This window comes from Salipaludibacillus sp. CUR1 (genome assembly GCF_021028955.1).
Taxonomy (GTDB): domain Bacteria; phylum Bacillota; class Bacilli; order Bacillales; family Salisediminibacteriaceae; genus Salipaludibacillus.
This window is the reverse complement of sequence record NZ_JAIWPE010000025.1, coordinates 92423-113194: the sequence shown is the minus strand read 5'-3', so window position 1 is coordinate 113194 and position 20772 is coordinate 92423. Positions and strand designations below refer to the sequence as shown.

Here is a 20772-nt window from a genome sequence, read left to right as displayed (position 1 = left end):
CCGATGCGGCGAAGTTAGTAACTCTGTTTTCTGGAAGTAAAATTTTTAAATAATTAGAAAATTAAGGAAGCATATAAGGTTTAACCGGTAGTAAAAACGGCAATATATTTAAGGTGTTAGAACGTGGGGGAGAAGAAAGGATGTTTATATGATCACTAACCACGACCTTATTCATCTTATGAAAAAACATCCCGAACTGATTGATTCATCTATTACTTTTAAAAAATCTTTTTCATCATACACTAAAAAATTAACTCAACTGATATATGAAGATGAAAAAAAGAAAGAATGGATTGTATATTTTTTTTATGAAGGGATAACAGCAAGCGAGCTTGGTACCTTTTTTGATGATATGTCAAGGAAGATAAAAGACAGCGAAAATTTCTGTTTTTGCATCGCCAGCCCTAAAATAGATAAACACCACAAAATAATGCTGGATAATCTGGATTTAAGATGGATTCAGTTAGACGAAAGAAAGATACAACATTTAACAGAAAAAGCTCAGAATAGCACCGCATTGCAAAATAAGGGTGTAAAATCTGAGTACAGTGATGCATTAATTGTCTTTGGGGAAGGGTTATTCCGGACAGATCTCAATACGAGCTGGCATGAGTTCGTGCTTCTGGCAGCAGGGCAGGAATCCTCATTCATGGAAGAAAAGGAAGACAGTTATAAAAAAAGGCTTTTCCAAATTTACTACAGACATAAGCTCAAATACGAAGGATCGCTTGTATTAAAATATGAGGATTCGCCTTCTGACATAAAAATCCCCAGGTATCTGACTGTATACCTTGATGAAATAACTAATGCAGCCGTTCAGCCTGAACATACTGAGCCTATCGCAGGAGTTGATCTGCAGGAATGCATTGACTGGAAGAAAGGCTTGTTTGTTACTGAAATACCAGTATCAGATGAGAAGGTTACTGAAAAGGATGTCCAAAGAATGGATGTTCTGCTTGAAAAATGGGGTCTTCAATATAATCATTCTTTCTTTCTTAACGATTACAGTTCAGCGGATCTTGAATATTTTATTCAGAAATTAATTACGGTTAGCATGATGATTAAAGCAGCGAAGAGAAAAAATCCTTCATTTATATAAAAATTCCGCCTGTTTTAACACAGGCGGAATAGAAAAAATGATTTTTAGAAGATAAGTAATGCAGCTGTAATGCCAACGACACCAATTAATGCCATGATATAAACCGGCTTAACAGGCATTTCTCCATCGTTATCCATCGCTTTACCAAACATATAGAAGACTAAAGGATGGACAAGAAACGGCATAGAGAAAATAAATGGAATTAATAAAGCAGCCTCATTGCCGAACATACCTTCCTGAATGGCGGCAAATAAACCGAAATGCGAAATGGCGCTCGCCTGGGCCATTGCTCCATAATCCATTGCCATGGCGCTTAAGCTCAGCATGGTGAGCCCTCCAAATACAGCACAGATCTGCCAGCCGAAAGAAAACTGCATTAAAGCATTGACTTCTTTTTTATCGCTGCCATTAGCTGCTCTTAAATTTCTTAAAGAGAGCACCGTTAAAACCACACCAATGGTTACTAGTATGAAAGACGGCCAAAGCCACAAGCTGCCTCTGTCTGCACTGATAGCCAGGATTGAGAAAACAAAAATATGGCCAAAAAACGGAATATTAATCATGATCGGAGCCCGTTTTGCAGCTGTATTTCCAAAGTCGCCGGCTGTACATGCTCCGGTTAACCCGGAGTGGGAAAGGGCGCCTGCCATTCCCGGTGCCAGGTTGCGGGCATGAGAAGTTCTTGCAAAATACATTAGTAATGCAATTCCTCCGAACATCCACAGTAACTGTCCGAAAAACCCGTAAGCAAGTACGGCATTCATACCGTCAATGGTGAACGCTTCACCTACTCGTGAGCCCCCCACCATAAAGTTTGCCGCTAATACCACAGGAATTCCTCCAAATAACAGAGCACGGATAGTAGGGCCGAAAGTCCAGCGGTAGAGCACCGCTCCAAGTCCTGCTGCGATCATCATCGCAAAGAATATTTGCGGAAGCGCTATAAGCGGCTGTACAATTTGAGCAACATGATAAGAAAGTAACAGCACAGCAAGAATCGCTGTAATTTCGAGCAATCCTTTGCGAATGTAAAGGCGTTTGTCTGTAATACGCGCTTTATTATCAATAAATATAATCGCACAGACAAGACCTATATAAGCAATCAGAGGGTAATACGTGCTTAGCATTTTATCCTGGCCGGTCCCAAGAATCATTCTCGATAACCCTTCAATTCCCAGCAGGAGAAAAAATGAACGTAAAATGAAAATAAATTGGGTTCTTGTAGTCCCTAATACAGTTTCCTCTTCGGATGGCACAACCATACTGTCTGTTTCTTCTTCCTTATTACCAAGAATTTTCCTCAATTCCTGGCCCCCCACAAAGAAAGATACCGTTAATGCAATAATGGTGGTACCAGCCATCAGGTTGACGAAAGGGAACTCTCCCAGCCCAGGAGTCCCCACATCACTTAAAACGAGGATATACCCAAGTGACAACCCGAAAATAACGATAATAAGAATAGGCGAATATCTCGTTCCAGCTACTACAGTCCTTGAAATAATAACCATAGGTATAAGGAAGAATAATAATATCCAAAACTGGTTTAATAGCTGTAAACTGGTAATTTGTTCTGCAATGTCCATACTACAACCCCTTATTAATTTTTTTTACCGAAGAACATCTTATCCTATTAAAGGGTTCAGGTAAATACCCTTTAAAATAATTGTTTTACAATAATGTTAAATTTATGGGCAAATCTTTAAAACCTTACGAAAAATCAACTGGATTTTTTATTTGTCATTAAAAGGTCACAATGAATACGGTATCATTGTGAATGTGAAATACTTCACAATTTGTTCATTTATTTTTCTTTTTCCTCACGCTATAATGAACCTGTAAACAAAACACCTCAAGAAAAAACAAATTTTTTTAAGATATTATGTGAAATGATTCACATAAAGAGGAGGAAATGAAAATGGCTGTAAATGAAAAGCAATTAAAAAAAGCTGATGACGCTGCTTCTATGGTTAATGATCTGGTAGTAAAAGGGCAAAAGGCGCACAAGGAATTTATGCACTTTGACCAGAACCAGATTAATCACATTGTTAAAGAAATGGCTCTTGCAGGGCTGGACCAGCACATGCCTCTTGCCAAGATGGCTGTTGAGGAAACAAAAAGAGGTGTCTACGAGGACAAAATCATTAAAAACATTTTTGCAACAGAATATATCTATCACGCGATAAAATATGATAAAACAGTTGGAGTTATCCACGAGAATGAACATGAAGAAATGATAGAAATTGCTGAGCCTGTCGGTGTTGTTGCAGGAGTGACACCAGTCACCAATCCAACTTCAACTACGATGTTTAAGATTCTTATTTCTATAAAAACGAGAAATCCAATCATCTTTGCTTTTCATCCATCTGCACAGAAATGCAGTGCCAGAGCGGCTGAAATCATGTACGAGGCGGCATTAAAGGCAGGAGCGCCTGAAGGCTGCATTCAATGGATTGAAAAACCTTCTATTGAAGGAACACAACAGTTAATGAACCACCCGGGAGTCGCTGTCGTGCTCGCCACTGGAGGAGCAGGAATGGTGAAATCAGCTTACAGCACAGGAAAACCTGCTCTTGGAGTTGGACCGGGTAACGTACCTTGTTATATAGAAAAAAGTGCAAATGTTAAACAGGCAGTTAATGACTTGATTTTGTCTAAAACGTTTGATAACGGGATGATCTGCGCATCTGAACAAGCGGTTATTATAGATAAAGAAATTTATGAAGAAACAAAGATAGAATTACAGTCTAATAATTGCCACTTCCTGACTGATGAGGAGCGTAAAAAAGTAGAGAAGCTTGTGATCAATGAAGACACATGCGCCGTTAACCCTCACATTGTCGGGAAACCAGCTGCGGAAATAGCAGCGATGGCAGGCGTAAAGGTTAATGAAAAAACTAAGATTCTTATTGCTGAACTGAAAACAGTAGGTCCTGAGTCTCCACTCTCCAGAGAAAAGCTCAGCCCTGTGCTTGCGTGCTTCAAAGTTAAAAACCGGGAAGAAGGCTTCAAACGAGCTGATGAAATGCTTCACTTTGGAGGCCTTGGGCACTCTGCGGTCATCCATTCCGGAGATGATGATGTGATCCGTGATTTCGGCCTTCAGATGAAAGCAGGGCGAATTATCTCAAATTCACCGTCTTCTCAAGGAGCCATCGGGGATATTTATAACGGGTATATTCCTTCCCTGACACTTGGGTGCGGTTCTTACGGGCACAATTCAGTGTCTCAAAATGTAGGTACGATTAACCTCGTAAATATTAAAAAAATAGGAAAGAGAAAAAACAATATGCAATGGTTTAAAGTTCCGCCAAAAGTATTTTTTGAAAAGAATGCCACACAGTATTTAGAAAAAATGCCTAACATTTCCCGGGCTATGATCGTTACAGATGAGATCATGGTGAAAATGGGATATGTCGATAAAGTATTATATTACTTGAATAAACGCCAGGACCGTGTTCAATATGAAGTTTTCTCAGATGTAGAGCCGGATCCGTCAATTGAAACGGTTATGGCAGGGGCAGAGATGATGAAACAATTTGAACCGGATGTCATTATTACTTTAGGTGGCGGTTCGGCCATGGATGCCGCAAAAGGCATGTGGGTATTCTATGAGCACCCGGACCTTGAGTTCCACGGGCTGAAACAGAAGTTCCTTGATATTCGTAAACGTGTCTTTAAATATCCTAAACTTGGAAACAGAGCGCAATTTGTAGCTATACCGACAACTTCAGGAACAGGCTCAGAAGTTACATCGTTCTCTGTCATTACAGATAAAGAAAATAATGTAAAGTATCCGCTGGCCGATTACGAGCTGACACCTGATGTGGCGATCATCGATCCGGTTTACGTGAAATCAGTGCCGCCTTCGGTTACTGCCGACACAGGGATGGATGTTCTCACTCACGCCATCGAATCTTATGTATCAGTTATGGCCAACGATTATACTGACGGACTTGCTATCAAAGCTATTCAGCTAGTATTTGAATACCTGCCTAAAGCTTATCGAAATGGAAATGACGAACTGGCTCGTGAAAAAATGCATAATGCCTCCACGATCGCAGGTATGGCGTTTGCAAATGCCTTCCTGGGCATCAATCACAGCCTTGCGCATAAATTAGGTGCTGAATTCCATATTGCACACGGACGTTCCAACACCATTTTAATGCCGCATGTCATCCGTTACAATGCTGAAAAACCAACAAAGTTCACGGCGTTCCCTAAGTATAACCACTTCCGGGCCGATGAGCGCTATGCAGAAATTGCGAGAATGCTTGGTTTACCAGCAAAAGATACAGCGCAAGGAGTAGAAAGTCTCGTCCAGGCGGTCATTAAGTTAGCCAAAGAGCTTAACATTCCTATGAGTATTGAAGCTTGCGGTATTGACAAAAAAGATTTTGAACAAAAAGTAGACCTTCTTGCTGACCGTGCTTTTGAAGACCAGTGTACAACAGCAAACCCTAAACTGCCTTTAGTCTCAGAATTAGCTGAAATTTACCGTTTAGCTTATAAAGGTGTTTAAGTAAAATACGTTAAGTTTATAAAGCTTAGTTTGAACCCAACAGTCAGCTGTTGGGTTCTTTTTATCCTGAGAAAAAAACGAATCACACAACGAGCAGCATGAAGTTATTATATTTTTATTATGTAAACTAAATAAGAAGATTAATAGTTATTTAAATTTGAACTGCGGTTCACGGTCAGTCACAGTAGGGCATCATGTTACTCGTACTATTGCTGGTTTTCAGGAAGATGGTGCACTTGCCTTTACTGCATACATATATATGTTAGAGTATAAAGAAGAATTTTAGCTGGAGACAGTTGATAATATTATTAATACACCAGGAGGCGCAAAATGAATACGAGTAAATCTTTTGTTTTTGTCTATGGCACGTTAAGGCAGGGAGAAAGCAACCACTACTTATTAAAAAACTCACGCCGTGTTTACCAGCAGGCCAGAATAAGAGGATCTCTCTATGACACCGGAAAAGGATACCCGGCTTTTGTTCTTGAAGGGCACGATTACGTTTACGGTGAAATCTATGAAATTACCAAAGAAACACTAGCTGCATTAGATGTACTTGAGGGGTTTCGTCAAGGGAAAGAACTCAACCTTTACGACAGGGCAGAGATGGAAGTGGAGACAGAAGGCAGCCCTGTGAAAACTTGGGTTTATATATTAAATGAGTCTCATAAAGAGACCCTTAAAGAGCGAGTGCCTTTTCAGGATTGGAAAGTTGACCGATGGTCTAAATCTTTAAATGAGGTGAAATATTTTGCTTACGGCTCCTGCATGGATACGGAAAGGATTACTAAAGCAGGAATGCTTGACCATTTTTCAAAAAATGTAGAGACCGGTAAAGTGATGAATTACAGTTTTGCTTATTCTATCCCCCGGCCAGATGGTGCCAGGGCAAATATTATAGAAACAACAGATGATGATTACGTAGAAGGAATAGTTTATACCCTTTCAAAGGAAGCCGTGGACTACCTTTTTAAAAGAGAAGGTGTCTATTCAAACAATTATCGGCCAACTTTTGTGGATGTTGAAATAAACGGAAAAATACACGAAAATGTTCTCACGTTCACAGTCATTAATAAACAGCCTTGTTCAGCGCCGCCGGAACACTATGCGACAGAAATTATGCGGGGGGCAAAAGGCAGACTGTCTGACGAGTATTACAGGAAGCTGGAGGAAAAGCTTGAAGCAGTTGGCTTTCAGTTCAGCGAAAATAAAGGCGAGGTCCTTTGAAAGTGACTAACCCGAGTGGCAGCAGCAGAGAGTCGAGAGGTAAAAAGAGAGCGTCGCTTATGCCCGAATGGCAGCAGCGGAGAGTCGAAAGGTAAAAAGAGAGACCGGCCCAAATGCTCGCCTCCTCCCTCGTCATATATTATCTAAGGGTGCCAGTGAATGGCGCCTTTTTGTTCTGCATATTCAATATCCACATAGAACCTGTGCTTTTTGTAAAAATGAATGAGTCTGTCCAGGTGATCCCAGTCGCGTTCGGAAATATCTCCAGAAATGGTATGGATATTTTTGTCCTTCGTATATTCCTTTAGAAAATTCATACAGACTGAACCGAAGCCGCGGTTTTCCTCCCCGCGGATATCATCGATATGAACCTGGTGATCATTCTTATATTGGGCGTGTATGGAAAAGTCCCACTTACCGAGAAAGGGTGTTTCACAGTCGTGAGCCATGATTTTACAGATGTTCCCGTCATCTGCGGCATAAACGATTACCCATTTTTCTTCTTTAGTTTGGTCAATCCCTAATATATCCCACTTTTTAGCGATTTCTTTTATATTTTCCTGCATCCTGAACATTTGAAATTCAAGCGTTTCATATTCTTCTATAAGGGTTTCTTTGTTTTTATCCTGCTTTGGATCTAAAGTGGCAGGCGCAAACATAACTCATTACTCCTTTCAGCGTACTTTTCACTCACAATTCAGGTATTTTACTAGAGATAGAGGGAATATTCAAGGAACATTTTTTTCTATTAACCATTGCATCTTTTAAAAAATGACGTTATGCTTTTAGTACATTATATAGTTTGAAAGTAATTATCTCATCTATATATTGTGTTTAATTCAATATTTGTGGAAATCAGGTGCTTGCCGTGCAAGCTTAAAAGGGAATCCGGTTAAAAGCCGGAACTGTCCCCGCAACTGTAAGTGTGGACGAAATGAGATTGCCACTGTATAAGAAAGTTATCGGATGATGGCGCTTATACGGGAAGGCTCAAAGTAGGAAGAAGCACAAGTCAGGAGACCTGCCTGTTTTCTGTAGTTTCTGACCTTCGGGGGTTGAGTGTGAGAAACGGCAGGCTGCCAATATTTAGATCACTTGCAAGTGAAGAGGCAGTCGTCTTACGCCTCATTCTGCCGTTTTTCAGCCTTCCCTTTCCAAGGGAAGGCTTTTTTGTACTTTGAAAATGTTCCTAAGTTAAAGGGTTAAAAGGTGACAAAAAGGCCATTGCATCCCTTTAAAACTTGGGGCTAAGCTATTTTATTTGATTAATAAAATCGAAAGGATGACAACAATGACCGCATTTACTTTAAAGAAAGACAATTTATCAACGTTAGCAGGAGAACTGGAAACAAGGTTTCCCCATTTAAACTGGCCCCCTTTTAAAAAGAGACTTGAGGCTGTTAATGAAGTGGAAAACCCGATATCCTCCCTCATTTCATCCGCTTTGGACCAATTAACAATTGAGGAGCCGGACTGGACGTTTGTAGCCGCAGATCTTTTTAGTGAAAAATTAAAAAAACAGGTGGGAGATACGCGAGGAATACCTGCTTACGAGCGGTTCGGCGAATTAATTACCCTATTAACCAGCCGCGGTCTATACCGTAAGGACTTAATCGAAGCATACTCAGAAAGTGACTTGATGGCGATGGAAAAGTGGCTCGATGAATCCAGGGACAAACAGTTTACTTACATAGGGCTGAAAACCCTTGCTGACCGTTACCTTGCCAAAGCTCATGATGGAAAACTTCTCGAACTCCCTCAGGAACGATTTATGGTGATCAGCATGACGCTGATGCTGAATGAACAAAAAGAGGAACGGCTGAGTCTTGTAAAAGAAGCATACTGGGCATTGTCCAATTTATATATGACCGTGGCGACTCCTACGTTAGCCAATGCGGGAAAAACTCACGGGCAATTATCAAGCTGTTTTATTGATACGGTAGATGACAGCTTGCGTGGAATATTCGACAGTAATACTGACGCTGCTACGATTAGCAAAAATGGCGGGGGACTCGGCCTTTATTTAGGGAAAATACGGGCAAGGGGTTCGTCAATCAAGGGGTTTGAAGGCACATCATCCGGCGTTCTGCCATGGATGAAGCAGTTAAACAACACAGCCGTAAGTGTCGATCAGCTTGGACAAAGACAAGGAGCAGCCGCCGTTTACCTGGATGTCTGGCATAAAGATATTTTTTCTTTTTTAGATGCTAAATTAAATAATGGCGATGAAAGACAACGGACACATGATCTTTTTACTGGTGTCTGTCTGCCTGATCTGTTTATGGAAAAAGTGGAACTCAGAGAAGAGTGGCATTTGTTTGATCCTCACGAAATACGGCAAAAGAAAGGCTTTTCCCTTGAAGACTATTATGACGAAGAAAAAGGCAGGGGGAGCTTCCGTGAAAAATATGAAGCATGCATCAACGATGAAACCCTTACATCGGTAAAAGTACCCGCAATCGACATTATGAAAAGAATTATGGTTTCACAACTTGAGACAGGAACACCATATATGTTCTACAGAGATACAGTAAACAGAATGAACCCAAATAAGCATAAAGGCATGATTTATTCTTCAAATTTATGTACAGAAATTATGCAGAATATGAGTCCGACCGTGGTTAAAGAAGAAAAGGTAAGTGACGGGGAAATTGTAATCAGAAAACATCCTGGTGATTTTGTTGTTTGTAATTTGAGCTCTGTCTCCCTGGCGAAAGCTGTAACGGACGACGTGCTGGAACGGTTAATTACTATCCAGGTTCGTATGCTTGATAATGTCATTGACCTTAATACAATTGAAGTGCCGCAAGCAAAAGCAACGAATGAAAAGTACCGCGCCATCGGTTTAGGAACGTTCGGCTGGCACCATTTACTCGCGTTAAAAAATATCCGCTGGGAATCTGCTGAGGCAACAGCTTTTGCTGACCGTTTGTATGAGGATATTCATTTTTACACCTTAAAGGCAAGCATGAAATTAGCGAAAGAAAAAAGCGCTTATAAGGTCTTTAAAGGATCTGATTATGAAACAGGCACGTATTTCAAACAAAGAGGATACAACAGCAGGCGCTGGACAGCCCTCAAGGAAGACGTTCAGAAACACGGTCTCCGGAATGGTTATCTTATGGCTGTGGCCCCAAATTCCAGCACGTCATTAATAGCTGGTTCTACAGCCTCAATTGATCCAGTGTTTAAAAAAGAATACGCAGAAGAAAAGAAAAATTACAAAATACCGGTTACCGCCCCGGATATTAATAGTGAAACCACCTGGTACTACAAACCGGCACATACGATTGACCAGCACTGGAGCATTTCCCAGAACGGAGCCAGGCAGAAACATATTGACCAATCTGTTTCATTTAATTTATATGTCAATCATGCAATTAAAGCAAAAGAACTGTTAGACCTGCATATGAGCGCATGGAAGAATGATTTAAAGACGACCTATTACGTCCGGTCCACCTCTGCTGATCTGGAGGACTGCGAAAGCTGCTCAAGCTAATGACTAACACAAAGGAGGAAATATAAATGGCAAAGTTAACAGAAAGAAAACTTTACGATGTATCAGCACCAAATGCGAGTACAGGAATTATTTCAGGCAGAAGCTCCAATGTTTTAAACTGGGATGACGTGAGATTTTCATGGGCATATCCTTTATATAAAAATATGCTCGGGAATTTTTGGACACCCTTCGAAATTAATATGAGTTCAGATATAAAACAATTCTCTTCACTAACTGAAACGGAGGAAGACGCTTTTAAAAAAATAATTGGACTGCTCGCTTTTTTAGACAGCATTCAGACAGACTATGCGATGCACGTGTCAAAATATCTAACCGATTCCAGCTTAAATGCCTTAATGACTGTATTAGCATTCCAGGAAGTAGTGCATAACCAAAGTTACTCTTATGTTTTATCAAGCCTTGTCAATAAGGATGAACAAGATGAGATATTTGAATACTGGAAGCACGATCCTGTTTTAAGGGAAAGAAATGACTTTATTGCTGAAGGTTATGAATCTTTTGTTAATAACCCGACTCCTCAGACACTTTTAGAATCTATTGTATACGATGTGATATTGGAAGGACTTAATTTTTATTCAGGGTTCAGTTTCTTTTATTATCTTGCAAAGAATCAGAAAATGGTCTCTACTTCAACAATGATCAACTATATAAACAGGGATGAACAGCTCCATGTCTATTTGTTTGCCAATATTTTTAAGGAACTGCGTAAGGAGTGTCCAGAACTTCAGACTGAAGAAAATGATAAATTTGTGCAGGAAACCTTTGTAAAAGCAGCTGAACTGGAAATTAAGTGGGCGAAATACATTATAGGTGACAGAATTCCGGAAATTCCCATTTCAGATTTGGAAGCGTACATTAAATTTATGGCAAATAAACGTGTGAATGAGCTTGGAGTCGAGAGGCCGTTTGAAGGCTACAGAACAAATCCGATGAAATGGATTAAGGTGTACGAAGATGTGAATCAGGGAAAGACAGACTTTTTTGAACAAAAGTCCAGACAGTATACGAAAGTGTCTGAGGAAAACGGATTCGATGACTTATAGGTAGAAGAGGGGGAAAAAAATGAGGGAGTTAATCGATGAATTACAAGGTATTGAACAGGCGAATAGTGAAGCGCTGCAGGAAAATGCAAATGTAGATGGTCTGTCTCCGTTAGGGAAGATGAACCACTTTGCCTCGGCAGCTTCAAGGTGGTATACAGATACATTTTTACTGTCTCCAGCAGTAAAAAAAGCACAAGATGATAATATTCTGTATATCCATGATAAAGACTTTTATCCAACAGGAACAACCACTTGTTCGCAAATTCCTTTGGATAAATTACTGCGGAATGGTTTTTATACAGGCCACGGGTGGATCAGGCCGCCCAAATCAATTCTAACAGCTATGGCTTTAACCTCGATTATTGTACAGTCAAACCAGAATAACCAGCATGGGGGCCAGTCGTATCAAAAATTTGACTATGATTTAGCGCCCTATGTCCGCAGATCATATGAAAATATAGAAAAAACGCTGATTAACAGCCACCGGTCCTCTTTTCAAAATTTTAATCAGCTGAGCGATTATGCGTGGGAACTGACAAGAAAAGAAACTTTTCAGGCATGTGAAGCTTTTATTCATAATTCCAACAGTATGCATTCCAGAGGAGGGGGACAGGTCCCATTTGTGTCAATAAATTATGGGACAGACACATCACCGGAAGGCAGGTTGCTGACAGTAGAGCTGTTAAGAGCAACCAGAAAAGGCCTGGGTAATGGAGAAACACCCATTTTCCCGATTCAAATTTTCAAAGTTAAGGATGGTATTAATGGAACAGAGGAAGATCCCAACTATGATCTTTTTCTCCAAGCTGTGCAAACAACCAGCCGCAGACTTTTCCCAAATTTCAGCTTTCTGGATGCCCCCTTTAATTCATGCTATCTAAATGGCACGCCGGAAAGTGAGGTTGCCTACATGGGCTGCCGGACACGAGTTATGGCCAATAAGCATGGCGAAGAAACTTCTCTTGGCAGAGGCAATCTCTCCTTTTCTACAATTAATCTCGTACGCATAGCCCTGCTGGCAGAAAAAAAACAGAATATCTTTTGGGTTAAATTGCAGGAAGCTGTGAATGTGGCGATTATCCAGTTAGTTGAACGATATAATTATCAAAGGAATAAGAAAGCGAATGAATTCCCTTTTCTATACTCTCAGGGTGTCTGGAGAGGTGGAGAGGAATTAAACTCTGTTGAAAAAGTTGAAGAAGTTATTAAGCAAGGGACTTTGAGTGTCGGTTTTATCGGGTTAGCTGAAACACTCACTTTATTGACAGGCAATCATCACGGAGAATCTGAAAAGGCTTGGAAACTGGGCCAGAAAATTATTAGCCGGATGAAAGAGCAAATAGATAGAGAAGCAAAATCCCGTAACATGAATTTTGGGGTTATTGCTACTCCGGCTGAAGGCTTATCCGGAAAATTTGTTTACCGTGACAGAGAGGATTATGGAAGTATTATAGGAGTTACCGACAAAGAATATTATACAAATTCATTTCATGTGCCGGTTGGCTTTCCTGTTTCCATTTACGAGAAGATTAAGGTCGAAGCTCCCTTTCATGAGTTATGCGAGGCAGGTCATATCACTTATGCAGAAGTAGATGGGAAAGCGGCTGCAAATCATAAGGCGTTAATCCAAATTATTAACTTAATGAAACAGTCAGGGATTGGTTATGGATCAATTAATCATCCGGTTGACGAATGTCTCCAATGCGGGTTTCAGGGAGAGATTCAGAACTCTTGTCCTGCTTGCGGGGAAACAGACAAAAATAAGCTGCGGATTATACGGCGGATTACAGGCTACCTTGTCGGAGATATGAAAAAGTGGAATAATGCTAAACGGCACGAAGAATCGGACAGAGTGAGACATTCCCTATGAGAATTTTATCAATTGAAAGAGATTCTATCACAGACGGTGAAGGTTTAAGAACGGTTATTTTCTTTTCTGGATGCCCTCATAAGTGTGAAGGCTGCCATAATCCGGAGAGCTGGAATTATAATAATGGCAAAGTTTTCTCTCTTGAAGAAGTGTTAACTGAAATAAAAAAAAACAAGATGAACGACGTGACATTTTCTGGCGGGGAACCGTTTTTCCAGGCTGAAGCCCTTCTTCCTTTGGCTGAAACCCTAAAAGCAAGAGATAAAAACATCTGGTGCTATACTGGTTATCATCTTGAATGGATTTTGAAATTTGGAAATGAAAATCAAAAGAGGCTTTTATTTTATATTGATGTGCTTGTAGACGGACCTTATAAAGATCATCTGAGAGACATTACTTTAGATTTCCGTGGAAGTTCCAATCAGCGGATTCTTTATTTGAATAAAAAAACAGATTATAGAGCAGAAAGCAAAGCCGGACGGTAATAAAACCCCGGCTTTCTATTTGTACTAAGCGGTTCTTTTCAGCTTATATGAAATTATTAGTATAATGGACAGAGAAGACTTTGGAAGCTGATAAAGGAGCCGTGGAGTTAATGATAGAAGTGGATGTGGTGGAAGGCCGGGGAGATCCTTACGTTTTCGGCCTAAAACAGGGTGAAGCGATGAAAAAAACCGCTCTGTTTAATAAACACACTAAAAGACGCAGGAAATCTATCAGGAAATATACAACGGATTTAACAGAAGCAAAATCATATATTAAGGCGTTTTCACCTTCTCTCATTGATGAGATTGAAGGGTTAGCAGATGGGTTAGGATGGAGAACAGAAGATGTTTATCATGAATATGCCGGGTACCAGCAAAGCTGGAAAAAATCAGGCTGCAGCGCGATAATGAGCGGGGGGATTTACGCCCGGAATTACGATTATCATCCAAAAACCTATGATGGCCGTTTTTTACTCTGGCAGCCTGTAAAAGGTTATGCCCATATCGGCTTTGCCCAGCGAATGATCGGGAGAATGGACGGAATGAATGAAAAAGGTCTGGCGGCAGGCTATCATTTTGTTAACCGGCTAAGGCCTGAAGATGGATTTATATGTACGTCTATTGCACGGTTTATTCTTGACTCATGCGCCACTGTCCAGGAAGCGATCGCCCTGCTTAAAGAAGTTCCGCACAGGCACGCTTTTAATTATTCTTTAGCAGACAGACATGGGGACCGGGCACTCGTAGAAGGCTCATCGCTGGGAGTGACCGTTTTTGAGAGTGAGAAGGGGGCCTGTACTAACCATTTTCAGACTCCTTCCAGGCAAAAGGAGAATCGGTATAAAATATCCGAATCAAAAGAGCGTCTTCTTCGGCTGCAGGGTTTTATAAGCCAAACGCCTTCCAGAAGGGATATTTTCAGTTTTTTAAATGAATCGGTTTACGGTGTCGGGAAAAGCGACTATGGAAACTGGTCCGGAACGATTCACACAGCTCTGTATGATACTAAGCTTCTTGAGGTAACTGCAGGTGTCGGTCTGAACGCTCTCCCAGTAATCATTTCTTTCTCAGACTGGCTGAAAGGAGAGCGGTTAAGAATTAAAAAAATCAGAGGAAAAGTATCCGGTGTTGAAGGAATAAATCATTTAATATAAGCGTCTTAAAGAAACAATATTACCATGAAAAATCCTAAAGGAGCGGCTTATGAACAAACCATCTCTTTTATTTCAGCCCTATCCACTAAAGAATATAATAATAAAGAACCGGATTTTTAAATCGGCGATGAGTGAAGCATTAGCCACAAAAGACAATTTGCCTTCTGACAAACTGATACGGCTCTACCGAACCTGGGCCAGGGGTGGAGCGGGAGTTCTTGTCACGGGTAACGTTATGGTTGACCGAAAAGTGTTAGGAGAACCACGGAATGTCGTGCTTGAAAATGACCGGCATTTAACGCTTTTCAAAAAATGGGCAGAAGCAGGGACTGAAAATGGCACTCAGTTATGGATGCAAATTAATCATCCAGGCAAACAAGTCTTTAAAGGAGTAGTTGACGAAGCCGTAGCCCCTTCCGCTGTTCCATTTGACCCCTCACTTCAAAAATTCTTTCCAAAATGCCGGGCCCTAACAGGCGAAGAAATTACAGCGATAATAAAAAAGTTTGCCGAAACTGCCCGTTTAGCCCAAAATGCCGGCTTCTCAGGTGTTCAGATACACGCTGCTCACGGCTACTTAGTGAGCCAGTTTTTATCCAATAAACATAACCGGAGAACAGATGAGTGGGGAGGCTCCATCAAAAACCGTTTCAGATTTCTGCAGGAAATATATAAAGCTGTGCGCGCTGAAACCGGAGAAGGTTTTCCAGTCAGTGTTAAAATAAACAGCGCTGATTTCATTAAATCCGGTTTTTCGGAACACGAGTCGTTGTATGTTATAAAAGAGCTGGCAGACATGGGGACGGACCTCATTGAAATATCAGGCGGAACGTATGAAAAACCTGAAATGACCGGCAGGAATATAAAGCCGTTAACAGCCAAAAGGGAAGCTTACTTTATTGAGTACGCAGAACGGCTGAAAAAAGAGACAGATGTGCCGATCGCAGTAACAGGCGGTTTTAGAACTAAAGAGGGGATGGAGGAAGCATTATTTCGCGGAAAAACAGACTTTATCGGAATTGCACGCCCGATGGCTGTCTATCCGGCACTTCCTCAATTGCTTAAAGAAAATAAATTACAGAAGCTTACTTTAACTCAGAAAAAGACAGGAATTTCATTGTTGGATGACCATGCCATGCTTGAATTAACATGGTACAGCCAGCAACTGGCGAGAATTGGAAAAGGGAAAAGGCCAAAACCTGCCTTTTCGCCTCTGCTGTCTCTTTTTCTGACTGTTTTAAAAAACGGAACTGAAGTATTCCAAAAAAGAAGAGTATAAAATTTGCAAGCAGTTAAGACTTAATCGTTTGCCCGACCTCTTCAAGGAACAGAGGGCTGTATAAGACACGGTTATGGTCCTCTTTCTCTAAAAGGGTAACTTTACCGCCCGTGTTCTTCTCCCAGATGTCCTGAAACTTCAGTCCGTCAATGACTTCATCATTATTTCCGATAAAAACGTTAAACCGGCTGAAATCCGGGTTTTTTAATATACCTGGCTTTGTTATAAACCGGGAGGTAATCAGCCGGTAGCTTAATGTATAAGGAACGGTGGCAGAGTCAGGTTCATATGGAATTTCCCTCATTGGAATCTTCACTACCGGCTTTTGGGAAAACACTTGGATATTAAACCGGTCCAGCATCCGCAGCATGACGGCACGTGTATAAAAGACTTCATAAAAGTCATCGCCTCCATTGTCTTCTTTCTGGTCCCTGGAAACTTTCAGTGAAGGATGAAGAAAAGGCGAAACAAGAAAAAAGCTTCTAACCTTGTAATGCGGCTCTTCCAGAAAGTATCGCATCACATTTGCGGCCCCAATGGAATGGCCCATTAAATAAATATGCTTATACTCTTGTGCCAGTTCATTGATCATTTCTTTTAAATCGGAATCATATTTATTTTTTTCAGGTAGGTCGCCAACGCCTGTCTCAAAAGACGTATAGCCGCGCAATATGGGAAGGTGGACATCAACGTCCAGCTTCCCGCTGAGTTTTTCAGCAAACGTGAATAAATGCTCCATTTCAGAGGTCAGACCGTGAATACATAACATCACGCTGTCAGTTTTTACCTTTGAAGGATATTCATAATAGGGGATGTTCACTTTATCGGAAAATGTAAACAGCGACGTAACTCTTGCCATGGATTGTAACTCCTTTAATTCGATTTAGGACAATTATAACAACGGTTTTAAAAATTTTCTAACTCACTGATTGGGACAAACAGGTTTAAATTGTGGCATTAACGTGAACTTATATAAGAGTAGAAGAAGAAATCCAATTATTTTTAAGGGAGTGAGACGATGTCTGAGAAAATTTTAACAACTAAAGCAACTGTGCAAGGTGGACGTGAAGGACATGTTAAGTCTGATAACGGAGTCATTGATCTTGATTTGTCCATGCCGAAAGGAAAAGATCTTCCAAGTGATGCGACAAATCCGGAGCAGTTATTCGCAGCGGGATATGCAGCTTGTTTCGACGGTGCGCTAAATTTAATGGCCTCAAAAGCAGGTAAAGAAATTGATTCAACTCTTACAGGGGAAGTAAGCCTCCTGAAGGATTCTTCGGATGACGGATTTAAACTTGCTGTAACACTTCATGCGGAAATTGGCGGAGTGAGCCAGGAAGAAGCTGAAGACCTCGTCCATAAAGCTCACGAATTCTGCCCGTATTCAAAAGCTACAAGAGGAAATATTGATGTCGATTTAGTTGTAAAAACGAAATAGACGTTTTACAATAGTCCGGAAATGTAAATTTCCGGGCTTTTTTTGTGCGGCGTGCTGCCTGAATCCCAGCCCGTGAAAAATTCTTAAATGAGACGTATAATAGATATACGTTAAAGTATGAAAGGAGGGGGCGGCCTTGAAAAAATTCACTGCTTTATTGCTGGTGATGACTTTGTCTGCGGGCGCATTTATTTTTATTCCTGTTATATACGATTATTTCACCAGCAGATCTTATGGAAGCGAACCGTTTGAACTTGCGGAAGAAGATATGAGGCATACGGCAACATTTGCAGGCGGCTGTTTCTGGTGTATGGAACCCCCTTTTGAGAAAATAGAAGGAGTCAACGAAGTAGTAGCTGGTTATATGGGCGGTGATGAGCCTAACCCGTCTTATGAAGATGTCGCAAGCGGAGAAACAGGGCACGTTGAGTCGGTTCAGGTCATTTACGATCCGGATATCGTCTCGTACGAAGACCTTCTTCAGATCTACTGGAGGCAGATAGACCCTACCGACAATGAAGGACAATTTGTCGACAGAGGGGAGCAATACCGGCCTGTAATTTTTTATCATAATCCGGAACAGAAAAAACTGGCAGAAGAATCAAAAGTGGAGCTGAATCAGTCAGGGAGATTTGAAGATCCCGTAGTTACCGAAATAACTGAGGCGGATACCTTTTACAGGGCAGAAGATTATCACCAGAACTACTATAAAGAAAACCCTGTGAGATACGAGTTTTACAGGTCCAATTCCGGCAGAGATGAATTTTTAGATGACCATTGGCCGGAAGAAAGAGATTATGAGATGCCGGAACCTGAAGAAGAAAATCTGGCTTTTTGGCGGCAATATGAAAAACAAGATAATGACAAGCTGAAAAATGAGCTGAGCGATATGGCATTTTATGTGACCCAGGAAGATGGAACAGAGCCTGCTTATGAAAACGAGTACTGGAATAATTATGAAGATGGCATATATGTTGATATTGTCTCAGGTGAACCTTTATTCAGTTCGACTCATCAGTTTGATTCAGAAACGGGATGGCCCAGCTTTACTCAGCCTATTCTTGAGGAAACTATTGTGGAAGAAAACGACTGGAAACTGATTGTAAGAAGGATTGAAATAAGAAGTAAATATGCAGATTCCCATTTAGGCCATGTTTTTAAAGACGGACCGGAGCCTACCGGGTTAAGGTACTGTATAAATTCAGCAGCTTTAGAGTTTATACCTAAAGAAGAAATGGAGCAAAAAGGCTACGAAGAATTTTTGTATTTATTTGAAGAAGATTAATTCCAGAATGGTATAAAACTTAGATAATAAAGGAATGGCTCTTTCGCAGAAGCCATTCCTTTATATATTTACTGATTAATAAGATAATAATGTAAGAGTTTCACTCAAGGTGAAGGCTTACTTTAAAGGGTCAGGAGCGGGCCGTTAAATGTGAAATGATATCATAGCGGTGTTAAAATGAATGCGGGAAACTCTTACAGGTTCTATTAAACAAAGGAGGCAGAATAAATGGAAAGCCAATATAGAAAAGCAACTTTTGCAGGCGGGTGTTTTTGGTGTATGGTTAAACCTTTTGATGAAATGCCAGGGATCATACAGGTCGTATCAGGCTACACAGGAGGAAAGACACCTCAGCCTTCCTATGAACAAGTGAAAACAGGAGAAACAGGCCATTATGAAGCGATAGAAATTACATATGACCCTGAAATATTTCCTTATGAAAAACTGATGAATCTTTACTGGCCTCAAATTGACCCTACCGATGACGGAGGCCAGTTTTTTGACCGCGGCAGCCAGTACAGAACAGCAGTTTTTTACCATGACAGCGAACAAAAATTAATAGCAGAAGAATCGCTCCGGAAGGTTGAAGAAAGCGGGAGGTTCAACAAGCCGCTTGTTACAAAGATTTTGCCCGCTGCGCCTTTTTATCCGGCAGAAGAGCATCATCAAAAGTTCTATAAAAAGAATCCGGCTAAATATCAGCAGGAAAGAGAAGAATCGGGAAGAGAAAACTTTATTAACCAATACTGGACTTAAGCACTTGCTCAGATGTTAAAGGAATGGCTTATGTACAGGAGCAGAATAATTAAACCAGCAGTCTGTGATCAAACAAATCAGCAGGATTGAGGAGTGAAAGCAGTGACCGGAAGACCTTATAAAGCATTCGGGACCATATCCACCGAAGAAGCAGGAATTCAAAAAGAGAAACTTATGGGAATGGAAAAGCAGTTCGCCGGAAAGGAAATTGAAACATGCCTCATCTACAAAGATACCGGAATAGCCTACACATATGAACGAGAGAAGGGGCTTCTGACGACTCCGCACAAAATTAATTCTGTGACAAAATCAGTCCTTTCTATATTAATAGGTAAAGCACTGGAGGAAAATTATCTGAGTTCGTTAGATCTTTCCATTGGCGACATTCTGCCTTCAAATGGAGAGACAGATCAAACGGTTTTGCAAATGAGTTTGGAACAGTTACTCACCATGACCTCAGGGTTCGACTTGAAATCGTGGAAAGAGATCAGCCAGTCTCCAGACTGGATCCGTGCAATAATGTCAAAACCTCCTGTATCCAGTCCAGGAAAGAAAATGACCTATAATAATTCAGATTCCCATTTGCTCAGCGCGGTTTTACAAGAGGTTACTGGCATGAAAACAAAGGAGTTTGCCGCCAGATATTTATTTGAGCCTCTCCAAATACAACATTACGAGTGGGAAGAAGACCCTAACGGCGTCTCTCTCGGAGGCTACGGTCTCTATTTAACACCAATGGATCTGCTGAAATATGCAGTAATGGTCTTACAGAATGGTAAATGGGAAGGCAAAGAAGTGATTGGCGCCGAGTGGATCAATCAAGCCCTTAAGAAGCATACCAAAACAGATAAATTTAAGCAGTATTACGGGTATCACTGGTGGGTAAGTGAAGGATCAAACGGAAAACACCCGGCATTATACTATGCGGCAGGACGGGGCGGTAAATTTATTTTCATTGTTCCTGAGCAGAATCTGGCAGCTGTTTTTACGGCTGATTTAACAGTAAAAGAGAGCCTTCTTCCATATCAATGGTTTGTCCGGTACATTACAGGGGAAATAACTTAACAGTCTGGATCACTACCGACATTCATTTT

At 40.9% G+C, this 20772-nt stretch carries 16 protein-coding genes and 1 riboswitch; of the genes, 13 read left to right on the top strand and 3 right to left on the bottom strand.

Annotated elements, in window-relative coordinates; genetic code table 11:
* The first annotated feature begins 148 nt into the window (after positions 1–148).
* On the top strand, positions 149–1099 hold the full coding sequence (locus K8O68_RS06115; RefSeq protein ID WP_230896037.1) for a hypothetical protein: 951 nt from the start codon (positions 149–151) through the stop codon (positions 1097–1099).
* Between the two features lie 44 nt (positions 1100–1143).
* On the opposite strand, the gene K8O68_RS06110 is transcribed toward K8O68_RS06115, so the two are convergent.
* Positions 1144–2682 (bottom strand): hypothetical protein, encoded by a 1539-nt coding sequence (locus K8O68_RS06110; protein WP_230896036.1) that lies wholly within the window; start codon positions 2680–2682, stop codon positions 1144–1146.
* Positions 2683–3014: 332 nt separating this feature from the next.
* Here K8O68_RS06110 and adhE point away from each other — a divergent pair, with 332 nt between their 5' ends.
* Both adhE and K8O68_RS06100 read left to right on the top strand, forming a co-directional pair.
* Positions 3015–5618 carry a bifunctional acetaldehyde-CoA/alcohol dehydrogenase gene (gene adhE / locus K8O68_RS06105; RefSeq protein WP_230896035.1) on the top strand — a complete coding sequence of 868 codons (2604 nt, stop codon included), beginning with the start codon at positions 3015–3017 and terminating at the stop codon, positions 5616–5618.
* Between the two features lie 330 nt (positions 5619–5948).
* Positions 5949–6845: a gamma-glutamylcyclotransferase family protein gene (locus K8O68_RS06100; RefSeq protein ID WP_230896034.1), complete on the top strand. Its 897-nt coding sequence runs from the start codon at positions 5949–5951 to the stop codon at positions 6843–6845.
* Between the two features lie 143 nt (positions 6846–6988).
* Here K8O68_RS06100 and K8O68_RS06095 read toward each other — a convergent pair whose 3' ends face one another.
* The gene (locus K8O68_RS06095; protein WP_230896033.1) at positions 6989–7504 is read right to left on the bottom strand and encodes a hypothetical protein; all 516 of its coding nucleotides are present in this window, start codon (positions 7502–7504) and stop codon (positions 6989–6991) included.
* Positions 7505–7685: 181 nt separating this feature from the next.
* Positions 7686–7888: riboswitch (cobalamin riboswitch) on the top strand.
* 248 nt (positions 7889–8136) lie between these two features.
* On the opposite strand from K8O68_RS06095, the gene K8O68_RS06090 reads away from it, so the two are divergent.
* The 6 genes from K8O68_RS06090 to K8O68_RS06065 all read left to right on the top strand — a co-directional run bounded on the left by K8O68_RS06090 (position 8137) and on the right by K8O68_RS06065 (position 16196).
* Positions 8137–10344 carry a ribonucleoside-diphosphate reductase subunit alpha gene (locus K8O68_RS06090; RefSeq protein ID WP_230896032.1) on the top strand — a complete coding sequence of 736 codons (2208 nt, stop codon included), beginning with the start codon at positions 8137–8139 and terminating at the stop codon, positions 10342–10344.
* Positions 10345–10370: 26 nt separating this feature from the next.
* Complete coding sequence (locus K8O68_RS06085; protein ID WP_230896031.1) at positions 10371–11408, top strand: ribonucleotide-diphosphate reductase subunit beta; 1038 nt, start codon at positions 10371–10373, stop codon at positions 11406–11408.
* Between the two features lie 19 nt (positions 11409–11427).
* On the top strand, positions 11428–13278 hold the full coding sequence (locus tag K8O68_RS06080; protein ID WP_230896030.1) for an anaerobic ribonucleoside triphosphate reductase: 1851 nt from the start codon (positions 11428–11430) through the stop codon (positions 13276–13278).
* Entirely contained in the window at positions 13275–13763 is a 489-nt protein-coding gene (gene nrdG / locus K8O68_RS06075; protein WP_230896029.1) for an anaerobic ribonucleoside-triphosphate reductase activating protein, read from the top strand. Before K8O68_RS06080 ends, nrdG begins: the two co-directional genes overlap by 4 nt.
* Positions 13764–13873: 110 nt before the next feature.
* Entirely contained in the window at positions 13874–14917 is a 1044-nt protein-coding gene (locus K8O68_RS06070) for a C45 family autoproteolytic acyltransferase/hydrolase (protein WP_230896028.1), read from the top strand.
* Positions 14918–14966: 49 nt separating this feature from the next.
* Positions 14967–16196: an NADH:flavin oxidoreductase/NADH oxidase family protein gene (locus tag K8O68_RS06065; protein ID WP_230896027.1), complete on the top strand. Its 1230-nt coding sequence runs from the start codon at positions 14967–14969 to the stop codon at positions 16194–16196.
* A 13-nt stretch (positions 16197–16209) separates the two neighbouring features.
* On the opposite strand, the gene K8O68_RS06060 is transcribed toward K8O68_RS06065, so the two are convergent.
* Positions 16210–17055, bottom strand: a complete 846-nt coding sequence (locus K8O68_RS06060) for an alpha/beta hydrolase (protein WP_230896026.1) — start codon at positions 17053–17055, stop codon at positions 16210–16212.
* Between the two features lie 159 nt (positions 17056–17214).
* Here K8O68_RS06060 and K8O68_RS06055 point away from each other — a divergent pair, with 159 nt between their 5' ends.
* From K8O68_RS06055 to K8O68_RS06040, 4 genes are all read left to right on the top strand, one after another.
* The gene (locus K8O68_RS06055) at positions 17215–17637 is read left to right on the top strand and encodes an organic hydroperoxide resistance protein (protein ID WP_230896025.1); all 423 of its coding nucleotides are present in this window, start codon (positions 17215–17217) and stop codon (positions 17635–17637) included.
* 136 nt (positions 17638–17773) lie between these two features.
* Positions 17774–18922 (top strand): peptide-methionine (S)-S-oxide reductase MsrA, encoded by a 1149-nt coding sequence (msrA, locus tag K8O68_RS06050; protein ID WP_370640493.1) that lies wholly within the window; start codon positions 17774–17776, stop codon positions 18920–18922.
* A gap of 228 nt (positions 18923–19150) precedes the next feature.
* The gene (gene msrA / locus K8O68_RS06045) at positions 19151–19678 is read left to right on the top strand and encodes a peptide-methionine (S)-S-oxide reductase MsrA (protein ID WP_230896024.1); all 528 of its coding nucleotides are present in this window, start codon (positions 19151–19153) and stop codon (positions 19676–19678) included.
* Positions 19679–19780: 102 nt separating this feature from the next.
* A complete protein-coding gene (locus tag K8O68_RS06040) occupies positions 19781–20743 on the top strand; it encodes a serine hydrolase domain-containing protein (protein ID WP_230896023.1) in 963 nt (320 codons plus the stop codon).
* The last annotated feature ends 29 nt before the right edge of the window (positions 20744–20772 follow it).